General features: G+C 41.3%; 14 protein-coding genes. 4 read left to right on the top strand and 10 right to left on the bottom strand.

Annotation, left to right across the window (positions count from 1 at the left end; translation table 11 throughout):
- Positions 1-1,805 (top strand): CHAT domain-containing protein (locus HWQ38_RS40225; RefSeq protein ID WP_292806194.1); only part of this gene is annotated, 1,805 nt, incomplete at its 5' end.
- Here the strand turns inward: HWQ38_RS40225 and HWQ38_RS40230 are convergent.
- From HWQ38_RS40230 to HWQ38_RS40250, 5 genes are all read right to left on the bottom strand, one after another.
- On the bottom strand, positions 1,802-2,170 hold the full coding sequence (locus tag HWQ38_RS40230; RefSeq protein WP_292806197.1) for a hypothetical protein: 369 nt from the start codon (positions 2,168-2,170) through the stop codon (positions 1,802-1,804). The two genes, HWQ38_RS40225 and HWQ38_RS40230, sit on opposite strands and share 4 nt — an antisense overlap.
- A 171-nt stretch (positions 2,171-2,341) precedes the next feature.
- Entirely contained in the window at positions 2,342-3,385 is a 1,044-nt protein-coding gene (locus HWQ38_RS40235; RefSeq protein ID WP_292806230.1) for a M42 family metallopeptidase, read from the bottom strand.
- Positions 3,386-3,398: 13 nt separating this feature from the next.
- Entirely contained in the window at positions 3,399-4,430 is a 1,032-nt protein-coding gene (locus HWQ38_RS40240) for an SGNH/GDSL hydrolase family protein (protein ID WP_292806199.1), read from the bottom strand.
- A gap of 396 nt (positions 4,431-4,826) precedes the next feature.
- A complete protein-coding gene (locus tag HWQ38_RS40245) occupies positions 4,827-6,218 on the bottom strand; it encodes an S-layer homology domain-containing protein (protein ID WP_292806202.1) in 1,392 nt (463 codons plus the stop codon).
- A gap of 344 nt (positions 6,219-6,562) precedes the next feature.
- On the bottom strand, positions 6,563-6,937 hold the full coding sequence (locus HWQ38_RS40250; RefSeq protein ID WP_292806205.1) for a hypothetical protein: 375 nt from the start codon (positions 6,935-6,937) through the stop codon (positions 6,563-6,565).
- Between the two features lie 589 nt (positions 6,938-7,526).
- On the opposite strand from HWQ38_RS40250, the gene HWQ38_RS40255 reads away from it, so the two are divergent.
- Positions 7,527-8,732 carry a histidine kinase gene (locus HWQ38_RS40255; RefSeq protein ID WP_292806208.1) on the top strand — a complete coding sequence of 402 codons (1,206 nt, stop codon included), beginning with the start codon at positions 7,527-7,529 and terminating at the stop codon, positions 8,730-8,732.
- 31 nt (positions 8,733-8,763) lie between these two features.
- On the opposite strand, the gene HWQ38_RS40260 is transcribed toward HWQ38_RS40255, so the two are convergent.
- Together HWQ38_RS40260 and HWQ38_RS40265 are read right to left on the bottom strand one after the other, a co-directional pair.
- Complete coding sequence (locus tag HWQ38_RS40260) at positions 8,764-9,789, bottom strand: PleD family two-component system response regulator (protein ID WP_292806211.1); 1,026 nt, start codon at positions 9,787-9,789, stop codon at positions 8,764-8,766.
- Positions 9,777-9,977 (bottom strand): hypothetical protein, encoded by a 201-nt coding sequence (locus HWQ38_RS40265; protein ID WP_292806213.1) that lies wholly within the window; start codon positions 9,975-9,977, stop codon positions 9,777-9,779. Before HWQ38_RS40265 ends, HWQ38_RS40260 begins: the two co-directional genes overlap by 13 nt.
- A 378-nt stretch (positions 9,978-10,355) precedes the next feature.
- On the opposite strand from HWQ38_RS40265, the gene HWQ38_RS40270 reads away from it, so the two are divergent.
- Entirely contained in the window at positions 10,356-10,616 is a 261-nt protein-coding gene (locus HWQ38_RS40270; protein WP_292806216.1) for a chlororespiratory reduction protein 7, read from the top strand.
- Between the two features lie 171 nt (positions 10,617-10,787).
- Here HWQ38_RS40270 and HWQ38_RS40275 read toward each other — a convergent pair whose 3' ends face one another.
- Both HWQ38_RS40275 and HWQ38_RS40280 read right to left on the bottom strand, forming a co-directional pair.
- The gene (locus HWQ38_RS40275) at positions 10,788-11,408 is read right to left on the bottom strand and encodes a hypothetical protein (protein ID WP_292806219.1); all 621 of its coding nucleotides are present in this window, start codon (positions 11,406-11,408) and stop codon (positions 10,788-10,790) included.
- Positions 11,409-11,511: 103 nt separating this feature from the next.
- Entirely contained in the window at positions 11,512-12,081 is a 570-nt protein-coding gene (locus tag HWQ38_RS40280) for a DUF2854 domain-containing protein (protein WP_292806222.1), read from the bottom strand.
- A 262-nt stretch (positions 12,082-12,343) separates the two neighbouring features.
- Between HWQ38_RS40280 and HWQ38_RS40285 the strand changes: the two genes are divergently transcribed.
- Positions 12,344-12,517, top strand: coding sequence for a hypothetical protein (locus HWQ38_RS40285; protein ID WP_229463280.1), 174 nt, complete (start codon positions 12,344-12,346; stop codon positions 12,515-12,517).
- Between the two features lie 119 nt (positions 12,518-12,636).
- On the opposite strand, the gene HWQ38_RS40290 is transcribed toward HWQ38_RS40285, so the two are convergent.
- Positions 12,637-13,053: a response regulator transcription factor gene (locus HWQ38_RS40290; RefSeq protein ID WP_292806227.1), complete on the bottom strand. Its 417-nt coding sequence runs from the start codon at positions 13,051-13,053 to the stop codon at positions 12,637-12,639.
- Positions 13,054-13,312 lie beyond the last annotated feature (259 nt).

Below are 13,312 nucleotides of genomic sequence, written 5' to 3' on the forward strand. Positions count from 1 at the left end.
GAATTAAAGGAGATAAGGCAGAGAACATCGAACAGGCGATCGCGGCTTTAACTGCGGCTTTAACTGTCTACACCAGAGAAGCTTTGCCTGAAAACCATGCAGAAACCTTGTTTGGACTGGGAATAACTTACCAAGACGCAAACAAGTTTGACTTAGCATACAATAATTTTGAGTCTGCCATCGCCACCATAGAATATTTACGGGAAGAAATATTATCTGGAGAAGAAAGCAAACGCAAACAAGCGGAACAGTTTAACAAAGTTTATAGCCGCATGGTAGAAGTTTGCAGGGAATTAAATAAGATTACCGAAGCGATTGAATATGTTGAACGTAGTAAAACCCGCAATTTAGTTGAACAAATTCTTGAACGCGACTCTAAAACCATCTTCCCTCCAGAAGTATTCACTCAATTAGAAAATTACAGGGATGAAATAGCCGTAGGACAATATCAAATCCAAAATGGCAAAGCTGAAAATACCAAAGTCCTTGCACAACATCTCCAAGAATTGCGACAGCAGCGTAATGAATTGCAAAACCAATACTTACCTGTTGGTTATGGTTTCAAATTAGACTCCTTCCAAGGTTCTTTGGATGAGCGTACAGCAATTATCGAGTGGTATATTCTCAACGATAAAATTTTGGCGTTTATTGTCACAAAACAAGGAGAGGTAACTATTTGGCAATCCCAACCAGAAGACCGAGAAGCTTTGTATGATTGGGCAAATAAATATTTGCAGAATTACTACAATCAAAACAAGCAATGGCGAAATAACTTAGAGAAAGCACTGAAAGAATTAGCTTCGATTCTACATATTGATGAAATATTAACCCAGATACCAAAGCACTGCGATAAACTCATCCTAATTCCCCATCGATTCCTGCATTTATTCCCCCTTCATGCAATTCCAATAAATCAAAATTCTGAAAATTCGTCTTGTCTGCTGGATTTATTTGCTGGTGGTGTGAGCTATGCACCCAGTTGTCAACTACTGCAACAGGTACAACAGCGCAAACGTCCTGATTTTCAATCTCTGTTTGCAATTCAAAATCCTACAGAAGACCTGAATTACACCGATTTAGAAGTACAAGTTATTCAAAGCTACTTTAATACTTCCAACGTTCTGAAAAAAACAGCAGCGACACTCACAGCTATTAATAATACTGACTTAAATACTTATCACTGCGCCCACTTTAGCTGTCACGGATATTTTAACTTCATAAATTCCAGTCAATCAGCCCTAATTTTGGCAAATGCTCCCGTCGCTGACACACTTCCACAACCAAATACAGAACGTTATCTGAATTTGCGATTGGGTGAAATCCATGATTTAGACAAATGCCTTACCCTAGATAAAATCTTCACTCTCAAATTAGAAAAATGTCGCCTCGTCACCCTTTCCGCCTGCGAAACTGGATTGATTGATTTTAACAATACCAGTGACGAATACATTGGTTTACCTAGCGGTTTTCTGTTAGTCGGGAGTAAAGCTGTAGTCAGTAGTTTGTGGACTGTCAGCGATTTATCTACAGCGTTTTTGATGATGAAATTTTATGAAAACCTGCAAACCCTAAATAGTGTCTCCATAGCACTCAATCAAGCTCAACAATGGCTACGGAATTTAACCATAGAAGAATTTGAAATAGTTTTGGAGCAATATAAGCCGCAAATTGCGACAACGTTAGCACAAATGCGACCCGGACAACGTTTATTATTTCAAGAATATCTGAAACGCATCAGGCAAGGACAATCCTTGCCATTTACAAATCCTTACCACTGGGCAGCCTTTACCGCAACAGGAGTTTAAGCATCAGGTTTATTTACACCGCAAAATTTCTTTGCCCCTAACTTAAACACACAAATACTCAGTGCAGTTGCCATACCTGGAGGAATCGGAACACCAATTGCGATCGCTTCTATCGCTGGAGCAAGGAATCCAGATTCCAAAGCTTCTCTAACTTCCTGCTGACAGAAAAATTGGCGGCATTTTTCCAGCCAATCATTTAATCCTCTATCTGCTTCTTGTGCAGTCTCGCGCATAACAAGCAGTGGAACTGCATCGTCTAAATAGCCTTCACACTCTTGTATGGTATCCAATGCTGTTAAAGCTTCTGGACTATTCGCCAACTGTCTGCGAAACTGACTAATTTCCTCTGGTGTAACGGTAATCATTTAATAGTTTTAACCAGTAAATAAATATACGAAGCATTCAGCAATTATACATTTAATGCCTAATCTAGAGATATGGCGTAGTTTACAGCCGTAGGCATCGTGATCGCACGACATCAACAGTAGGAATAATTTTGCTGTGCGATCGCTCTTTCCAATCAAAGCCTCGAAGTATCACTCAAACTCAGTTTCGCAGAAAGCTTTTAACAAATCAATACAGTTAGCGATCGCTCCTAAATGAGCAATTTCATATCCATGTGTATTTTGGGTAGGAAACGCCAAACAAGCAGCACGCCCAACATGACCAAATTTCATCGCAATTGAAGCATCACTACCAAATCCACTCAGAGTTGTTAACTGCACTGGCATATCCAACTGCTTGGCACTATGGCGCAGTTGTCCATTTAGCCCCTCATCATATATTCCATAAGCATCTTGAGATAAAAGTACAGGACTTTCCCCATCTTTAACAGGATATTCCTCAGATAATGGACAAATTTCTAAAGCAATCAAGGCATCCAAACGCTGATTTTGGGTGAAAAATAGCGCCCCAATTGCTCCCACTTCTTCTTTTGCTGATGCCACTAAATAAACATCGGCTACTGGCTGTTTCAGATTTTCAGCTAAAGCTAACAGAATCGCAACAGAAGCTTTGTTATCTAAGGTGTAACTGGCAATATGATCCTTTAACCTAATTGGATGCTTGCGATGCTTACCGATTACCATTCTAGTTCCAGGTCGAATGCCAGCTGCTTCTAATTCAGCAGATGTCAGCTTCGTTTCAATCCAGGCATTTTCCCACTTCACAGTAGTATCTTCCTGCTGCACTTTTTGAGGAGATTCATGGGAAACATGGCGGGAACCAAAGCTGAGAATTCCACTGATAGTTTCGTTATCTCCAAGTAAATCCACAACGCCTTCCCCGTAAACCCACGGGAAAGAACCGCCGAGTTTGCGGACTTCCACACGACCTTCATCACCGATATTCTTGACAATTGCGCCAATCTCGTCTTTGTGTGCGGTGATCGCGATCGCTCCGTCTGGATTTTTCCCTGGAATTTTCGCAATAATATTATCGGCGCGATCGCACCATACTTCCATACCTAGCGCCGCAAATCGTTGCATCAACAGCTGGTTAATCTCAGCTTCTGCACCACTAGGGGAATGATGCATCACCAATTCTTCAATAATTTGAAATAAGCGATCGTAATCCCACATCAATACAATTAGTTTAATTTTCAACTGTTGTATGAGACAATTGTGCATCCACAACCCGACTTGCTGACTTTTTTTGTTGACGCTTTAGCACTCCTACCGCACCAAAAGCACCAAGGGCTAAAATCCCCAAGTTTATCGCAGGTTCCGGGACAGACTTAGCCTCAATCGCCGCCAGTGCAGTATCTGCTATCACCTTATGAGCAGCAGTCGTTGGGTGGAAACCGTCCCAGACGAGAAACTTGTTGTCACCTGGTTTACATATATCTAGCCTAGATAGACAAGACTCGGTTACATTCGTAAAACCTAATGTACTTGCCTGATTAAATAAAGAATAAGTATCAACAGAGATGATGTTGAGATTCGGGTTTTGACTCAAAGCGCTGACAGTTTTTGCTAAACCCAAGTTAAACTCATTACTTGATTTGGTAAGGATTGTAGGGTTGCGATTATCAATTTTAGCTGCTGGTAGCTGTCCCAAATCTGGCAAGTTAAACACCAAAATATTTTTCGCGTCGACTCCTACCAGAGTATTCAACGCCAGGGATATATTATTGATTGGCGTGGTAGAGTCTTTGGGGTTGAGAAAAAAGAAATCATTCGCACCTCCCCACAATGTATAAAGTGCATTTGGATCAGCAGTTTGATTATTTGCTTTCAGAGTTCCAGCAAAACCAAGGACTTGTTTGAGTACTCCCGGTAAATTTGAATCGGGAAGGACAGCATTACCTAAACCAGAGCTAGCACCACCGAAAGCGAAGTTTATCCCTTGGGTAGGAATTTGTGTGGGAGGAATAGTAGTGAATAAAGTCGGCTTTAATCCTAGCTGATCTCCGAGATAATCCACCCAGAGCGGCCCATCGGAAAAACGTCCTTCAAAGTAAGGTGGGCTTGCAGGGTATGTTTTACCCGAAGCATTATATATATTGCCTGTATCGGAAAGACTATCGCCAAATACATAAAGCTGATCAAAACTCGCAGCCGAGGCTTTAGTCGGCAACATGAAAGAAAATAGAACAAATCCGGCTGCGATCGCTTGTTTTTTCATATTCGTTTTACCCCTGGTATTTTTGAGTTTGTTTAAAAGTAATCAAAGACCGATAGTAATACCATTTCTTTTTGAAGATGCGCCTAAAAAACTTAGGCAAAACTACGACTGTAGGGGCAATTCATGTAGCTTTAGCTGACCGCAGCGTATTGGCCCTACATGAATAAACCGCAGCCTCATATAGAATTGGTATAAGTTACTCAAAATTAAGTACGTCTATTGACTTAATTTACGTTATTTTACTTAACTCTGCCTCAAAAGTTTATTAAACCCAGATAAAAACGCTGTAATTACTTAGATTTACATTTTCTTGATAAAAAATTGCTGTATTATAAAGAGATAGTAAAATTTATCTGCTCAGGGGTGGTAATTGCCCACTTTTATGCTATGTATGGACTAACCGCGCTTTAACTTTAAAGCTTCAGCAGCCGATACACCCTCCCCCTGAGTGCCGAAATATGACAAAGCCGTAGCAGCCTCAGCACGAGTTACTGGTTTTTTGGGTTGAAACAGAGTCGTATAACCAAACACCCGCCGAATATTCGATTGTTCGCTATTCTGGTAATCAGCCAACACGGCTCTTAAAGCCTTGGGATCAATTCGCGCTGCATCTTGGAAACCCCAGGTTTGTTTAACCGTATTGAAGTTAGCAGAGGGTAAAGCTTGGCGAGTATCTAGGGGTAATTTCCACAGCAGCAACTGTTCCCGCGTTAGGGGTGCATCAGGACGAAACAAAACTGCTGTAGAATCTCCAGACAAAGGACTGGGAATTAATCCAGCTTCGGCTAATCCTTGAATTGCTGGAAAATCCGCGTCTTTTGCCGACACATCAGTAAAAGCTGGTTGAGTGCTTTCTGATGCCAAGCGAATTTGTTTAGCTGCATTGCTGGCATACATAGCATTGTTAGCAGCAATTAGCCAACGGGCGTATTCTCGATGTGTAACGATTTTACTGGGTTCAAACTGGTTAGTTGTGGTCGTATTGCTCTTAGTTGCCTTTGGTTCTAGAGATAAAACACCTAATGCCGCCAAGTCTTGGATGTGTTGCCGCGATTCTTGCGGTATCTTGTTCAGATCGTTGAATTCCTGAGATTCGGCTGTGGCTGTAGGAGTTGTTTGGTTATTAGCCGTGCTTGGTGGCTGGGAAGGCAAATTTGCAGGTGATACCGGGCCAATGAACTGGGGATTGCCTGATTGAGGAACCGCGTTAGTAGTTTCGTTAGAATTTGTAGTTGGCGTAGGTTGTGCCGTTGCGGTACTATTCGGTACGTACTCAATCAATAATTCAGTGGCTGTTTGGGGTTGATTAGGTGTGGCTTTAGTAACTGATTTAGGCTGAATGGAAACCTTCAACAGCAAATCGTTACGACGTGCGTCAAAGGCACCTCCGGCATCATCTATTGGCTGTTGCAAAATCTGCCAGTTATTTGTTTGAAACTGGCTGCGATAAAAGCTAGCAATAAAGTTGCTGGGATCAGAACTCAACCAACGAGTTGAGACTCTGTTTTCTGAGCCGCTAGCAGGTGTAACTTCCTGTAGTTTGGCATTGGAATATAGTGGGATATCTTTGGGAAAATCAGCTGGTAACTGAATTGTTGATTCGTTTTGCTGTGCTTGCGGTTGGTTAACCTGAGATTCTCCAAAGACAGCTGAATTGTTTTGCAACTTAGGATCTGCCGCCAAAGATTGCTCAAGGTTTTTGGCAACTGGACTGTTAGCACAAGCTGTTAAGGAAGTGAGTAGAACAGCCCAAATTAGAAATACAGCTGGACGTTTACAGGGAAGCACAGGGAATCACAAATTGAGTTTCAATTCCTACCCTAGCGCAGACTGTTGATTAAATGGGAATGGGGATTGCTCTCCTCCAGTCCCCTTGCTTCCCCTGCCTCCCCTAGTCCTCTTCGTATTGGTGAAAATGATGATATCTCAAAAAATTAGTAAACGGTAGCAAAAAGCTACCGTGTTGTCTTTGTTTTACAGCCATTAGGTTTTGTTCCTATGCTTATTTATAGATTTCCCTAAAATTCTGGCAAACTAACATTTTCGTAAAAAAAACACAAATAAATCTGAAACGCATGCTAGATATGAGTTTTGCGATTTTGGCGCTCTAAGCTAGTACTTCACCACAGGGATTATGACAGGTTAATACCAAATCTATATGAGCCTGCATAGAATAATTCCCTTGCAGGGCATAGATTAATCTCCTTTCGAGATGCACTAGCAGTCAGGCGATGCCTACGGTGGTCACTAAGCTTGCCCTTCAGCAGGCTCAGGGTAACACCTGCCCTGAGCCTGCGTCGTTCGGATAGCGCGATGCCCTGAGCTTGCCGTTCGCGTAGCGTCTCGTAGAGAAGGGTCTCGTAGAGAAGGGTCGAAGTGGGGGCAAAGCCTACGCCAAGCAACTGAGGTGATAGACTAAGACTAAAGCCCCCCTTAGCCTCATCCAAGGAGGGGAATAGATCAAGTTCGCTAACGCTGGCTGACAATCGATTCTGGAAATTATTCATCTGACGATGGTAAGCTGAGTAAGGCAATAGCTGGAAAATGCCAGTTTTAAGCAATTCCAGGAACTTAGCGTCAGTTCGTTATTCTTGGCGACTGGGGTTATATACAAAGCAATCAAGTGTCGCAGCAGTTTCCCTAGTATCTGTTAGCTATGGCTGTTTTCCCAATCCTACCAATGATTGGGTAGAGGCAAAAAAGACACTTCATCGAATGCACTGGCGGTTGAGAAAACACTCTAGTTAACAGGTTCCCGATAGATTAGATCCAATTTGCGTTTGCTTGGGCGATGGCTTGTTCAAAGCGAGAACTCGAATTGACATGGTGCTGCACTAGCCGATGTGACATAGTATTAAACCTTTCACCTGCTAGCTCTGGCGAAAATTTTGATTCAGGGCAAGGGTGTTTCTTGGAGATGAAGTTAGCCAAAAAGAAAGGGGCAAAAGGCAGCAAAAAGATATGTCTGATGTCAAAAACGCAGTTCTGATCAGAGTATCAAAATCTAAAATAGATATTAAATTGAAGAAAAAACAACGACCATCGACAACCGTCAGTCCATTTTACTTTCTGTAAAGCGTTACCGGGTTGTTACGAGTGCTGAAACACGATTACATGCAAGTTTCCCAGGATCAGCCTATTTATTCTGAAGCTCCACTCCAGCTGTTATTGTTTGTCGATGGACGCCCCAAGTCCCGACAATATGTGCAGCGAATACGTGCTTATTTAAAAGAATTGCAGACTAAGTATAGTTTTGAACTTCAAATTATCGATATTGGGCAACAACCTTACTTAGCAGAACACTTTAAATTGATCGCAACGCCAGCTTTAATCAAGATCCATCCTGAACCACGACAGATTTTAGCTGGGAGTAATATCATAGCGCAATTGAAAAACTCGTGGCCTCGCTGGCAAGCTGCTGTAGACGCTTACTTAAAATTACAGTCAGACTTCCAGGAACGTCTAGATGATAATGCTAGGACGACGTTACCCAAATCCACAATCCGTTCAGTTGCTGTTTCTGCCGAACTAATCCGACTCTCAGACGAAATTTTTAGCTTGAAACAAGAAAAAGAGCACCTCCAAGAGCAGCTACATTTTAAAGATCGGGTGATTGCGATGCTGGCACACGATCTCCGCAATCCGTTAACTGCTGCCGCGATCGCCATAGAAACTCTCCAATCTAACTACAATTTAGAGACAGGGGAATTCCAACGCCTCAAACCATCAATGACGGCACATTTATTAAAACAAGCCCGGAATCAAACTAAGATTATTGATCGGATGATTGCCGATCTTTTGCAGGTAGGTTGTGGCAAAGATATAGCGTTACCAATTGTACCACAAAAAGTCCAGCTAGGTCAACTGTGCTTAGATGTACTGGAAGAATTAGGCGATCGCTACACCGCCAAATCCCAAAAAGTAGAAACAGATATTCCCAATGACTTACCTGATGTATATGCTGACCCAGAACGCATCCGCCAAGTGTTAGTAAATCTGTTGGATAATGCCATCAAATACACCCCAGAATGTGGGAAGATTAGCGTTGCCGGATTGCACCGCACTACCCAAAAAGTTCAGTTTACGATTGGGGATACTGGGCCTGGTATTCCTGTAGAGAATCGCGATCGCATCTTTGAAAACCACTTCCGCCTGCAACGGGATGAAGGTACAGAAGGTTACGGCATTGGTCTTTGTTTATGCCAACGGATCATCCTGGCACATTATGGTCAAATTTGGGTGGACTCTGCCCCCAATAACGGAGCATGGTTCCACTTCACACTGCCAGTTTATCCTTCTTAGGCATTGGGCATTCACAAATGACTAATGACAATTACGAACTTGAGATAAAGCGATCGCGCCCCCCGTTCTTTGCTTGGTAGAGTGCCTTATCTGCCAGCACAATCAAATCTGAAGGAGAGGATTCCCAAGTGGGGACAACAGTTGCAATACCCATACTGAGGGTGAGATACTGACTCACCGGCGAACCGTCATGAACAATTTGCAAATCTTTGATTCCCGCTTGTATCGCTGCGGCAACGTGAACTGCGCCAAATGCAGGGGTGCATGGCATAATCACAGCAAATTCTTCGCCACCATAACGCGCTACTAAATCCTGATGTTTTTGGGCTTTAAGGCTTAAGAGGGCACCCACCTTTTGTAAAGAGATATCTCCAGCAGGATGGCCATATTTATCATTATAAAGTTTAAAAAAGTCGATATCACACAAAATCATTGACAAGGGAGATTCCTTTTGGATGAGATCAATCCACTGATTATTGAGATAATCGTCAAAGCGGCGACGATTTGCCAACTCAGTTAAGCCATCTACATTGGCGAGATGCTGCAAAGATTGGTTTACTGCCTCTAAGTGTTTGTAAAGTTGCGCTTCCTGTACTAGTCGGCTTAACCGATGGCGCAATACAGCGAAGTTAACTGGCTTAGTGACGTAATCAGTCGCTCCTACTTTAAAAGCATGGTTTACGGATTGCTCATCGTCCAAGGATGTGATCATCAATATGGGAGTGCGTTCCCACATCTGGGGGATCAGAGTATTATTAAGGCGCGAGTCACTATCAAAGCTTGCAACGGCTGATCTTCTCTGATTCCTAGCAATCTCGCGCAACTGGTGACAGCAGGTAAAGCCATCCATCACAGGCATTACAGCATCTAGCAAAACTATATCCGGTTTAATAGTCTGGTAAGCATCTAAACATTGCTTACCATCATTAACCACGACCACTCGATATTTTTCTTCTTCCATCATTTTACGTAACACTACTCGGCTGGTCTTGTCATCATCAGCCACTAAAATCAGTGGTTTTGGGTGAGAAGCAGAAGATGAGCTTATGCCTGACATGAGTTGGCTTCCACTTGAGGGACTATCTTAAAAAAGGCTGTGCAACTCAATCGTATGGGGGCGATCGCTCTTTTCGTCAATGCCCGGATTTGCGCCAAAGGTGTGTATGACTTGGCAATCAACTGTTTTTTGGCAATAGACTGCTCAATGTTAGTGAGCCAAGCAAGCGGTAGATAACTAAGTTGCATAGACAATCTATAATTGGAACACGAAGGCAATTGTTACCTTTTTGTTCGCCTATGGTGATCTGAGGATATGTTACTTTTATATTTCCCCATTATTAAAGTGAAATTGCGATTTTTGGGAAAATTGCAAATACAGACCTTAATTCTTGAGTTTTGGAGTTAGTTTGGAAACCTAGTGACAGATGGCAAAGTAATTGCCAAACTGCGCTCAGAAGACAGGTAATACTAGTATCACTTGGCTGAAATTTATTATTTTGAGCAACTAAATCCGATAATTACTTCACAGATAGCCGATAAAACCGCCATCTTTTTGACTAGACAAACCACCATAAGCTATTACAAAATAAATTAAAACCTATTTACCTTCACTAAATCTTGAAAATGCCAGACTCATTAATGTATCAGCAAGATCACTTTGTTGTTCTAGAAACAAATAAATCAGAACAATTTATGACACCATCAGAGTTATTAGAAAAGCTTAAAACAACTCTCCAAAAACTCATAATTCAAGATTTGCCGCCGGACTTGCAAAAGTTTGACACAGTGGAAGCGCAAGCACAATATTTAATCGACACCAGTTGCGAATTAGATATTGCTCCTGGGCAATATTTGCAGTGGTATGCAGTTCGTTTGGAAAAGTAAGTTTTTGGAAAGTAGTTAATAAGAAAATGTGTTAATTCGACGATTCCTTAAAAGTCTGTTACACAACTTATAGCAATGCGTAGTTTACCACTGTAGGTCTTACCCTGAGCCTGTCGTACCACTTCGTGGAAGCAAGCTACGCGCAGCGTCTCGTAGAGAAGGGCATCGCCTCTAACTCTCAGATGAAAGAATGCCTACAAGCACTCGTACCAAATCTTCTAAACCTTCAGGAACACGGTAAAGTTTAATATCTTCTGCAACCCGCTTATCTTCTCTATCAAGAGTACCAAATTTCCAGTCATCTCCATTGGTAACTGCTCCATATAAAATAGTTTTTTCATGATCTAGCGACTGATCAAGAGCGATTAATTCTACTGCTAGCTGTGTAAACCCTCTTCTGATATCTGATTGTTTTGCTTCAATCACCAATAGGGAGTTAGATTTATGTAAGTAATAATCTAAAGTGCCTTTGAGTTTTTCGTTGACATTAATCGGATACTCACTATATAGTTGAGCCTTTGTTTGAGCGCATATTTCAGCAAGAATAGGTGCAATTAAAAATTCCCGTATTGATATCTCAGCAATTGGGTTAAAAAGCTTTATATTACGCTGCAAATAATTTTGTAAAAATTCTAAATAGCTCACTTCAGCAAAGTATCTTGGTAATTCTAGCTCTGTGCGATCGTAGCTGTAGTCAAACTCAGCTAGTATGTCTATTGTTGGGTTGGGCAACAAAAAGTATTGACTAAAAGTATAACTTTGCTCAGGTTTTAAAATTCGATATTTGCTCATAATTTTTTCTCGCCTACGAACCACATCGGAGATATTATGACCTCTATAGGACAAGGGGAAAAATAAAAAACCCCTTTTCCACACGGTTTCAGAGCTAATGATATTATTGACTATTGACTATTAACTCTTTTTGAGTATTGATCAGTGCTAGTTCAATTGTATTTTCAGATGGCTGTGTTATTTCAATCTCCAATCCAGGGCCAAAATAGTTGGTCATTTTTTCCTGCTTTTTTTGCCATACATCAATTGGTATTAGCGGTGAATCAAATTCTAAAATTAGGGCATAGCTTCCATTAACTTCTGTTTCTCGGAACCCTGTGACTATTGGCCGTTCCTGGTCTGTGGGACTCAAACCCAGAAAAGAAAGTGTTGTATCTAAATGAGCATCTTGACCATAGCGATATCGGGTGATGTCTTTGCGAATTTTATTTTGAGTATCAGTTGCTTGCTGCTGGCGCAGTATCAATGCTGACGGTGACGTAGTTTCGCTAAATGGTACTGGTTTAAGTTCATTGGCTTTCAGCGCCAGCCCTCCCAATAATAGAGGAATCCCGTAAAAAAATCCGACAAGATTGAGTGTGGCATTATTAGCACCATAGGCGACGAAGCCAATGATGGTTAATATGCCGCCGATAGTTAAACCGAGTGTTCCCAAAGAGATTTGGCGTAGCATAAGTTTAAATTAGTATAAATTGTTAATACCTCAGTTTTATTATCATCGGCTATGAATAACAAATTAGGGAAGAGTATTAACTTAAGTCAGTAAGTATATGGTATAAATATACAAAATACTTAGACCTCTGACTTCTTTAAGAAGTCGGGGATTTATCTCCTGAGCCTTTGATGTTTAATTAGGTTGAGCTACTTAGTGCCCCAGAATGTTGGATTTTGAGTTAACTTTAAATTTAAAGGTAGTTAAAGATGGGAAAAAAATAATGGATATACAGACTATAAAAGAACGAATTGTCGCAGTTCAAAGTAAACGCGAGTACTTGTTAAGCCTACTGGAGCAACCAAATCTGGGAACTTTGAGAGTTGACGTAAATCAGGCTTTGGAAGAACTGGATGAATTAATTGATGAATTTAGACGCACCATTCCGGTAGAGTAGAAATTATCAAAAACTGCGTCGGTCTAACCGTCAACTTCAGGCTATACCGACGCTCCTCACTACTATCATCTCCTCTAATGCCCAGAATTTAACTAAGCTGGAGTTGGCGAAGCTATTAATTATCCTGCAACTGAAGCATCTCTTGCACGCTGACCTAACTGTCTAACTAAGGCAATAAGTTCGCTTGTAGGTACATCTTTCTTGCAAACGTCATCAAAGCTAGACATTGCCTTTGTCCCCGGAAAATTTACGTCTTCCACTGAGGAGTAAGCAAGGATTTGGGTGTTCGGAGATATAGCTTTAATGTGACTAGACGCACTCCAGCCATCCATAACTGGCATTTGTAAATCTAGAACAATTACGTCAGGATGGCAACGTTTAACCATTTCTATAGCTTCTTCACCATTACTGGCTAAACCTACTACTTGCATATTTTCCTGGCAAGAAAAAACCAATTGTAAGGTTAAACGAGTCAGTTCGTGGTCATCAACTACTAGAACACGCAAGGTAGAAAGCTCACAGGATAACATTAACATTGAGCGCAAAGACGAAATTATTCAGAATAACCTCTCTAGTTTATGGGAATAAGTGCCAGCACTGACTCTATCCTCTGGTTGAATTAAGTTGTGTAAACCCATTTTTCTGATAACTTCTCAAAAAATTAAAGTTTTCTAAAAACAAACTAAGTTGAGCTAAGTAGAACGAGGTGAAAAAACCAAACTATGTAAAGATAAGTAAAAACGTAGAATTTTTCTATAAAGGTAACAGGGATATGGGCAGCCGTTTAAGGGTATT

The sequence above is a fragment of the Nostoc sp. NMS7 genome, from assembly GCF_017115085.1.
In the GTDB taxonomy this organism is placed as follows: domain Bacteria; phylum Cyanobacteriota; class Cyanobacteriia; order Cyanobacteriales; family Nostocaceae; genus Nostoc.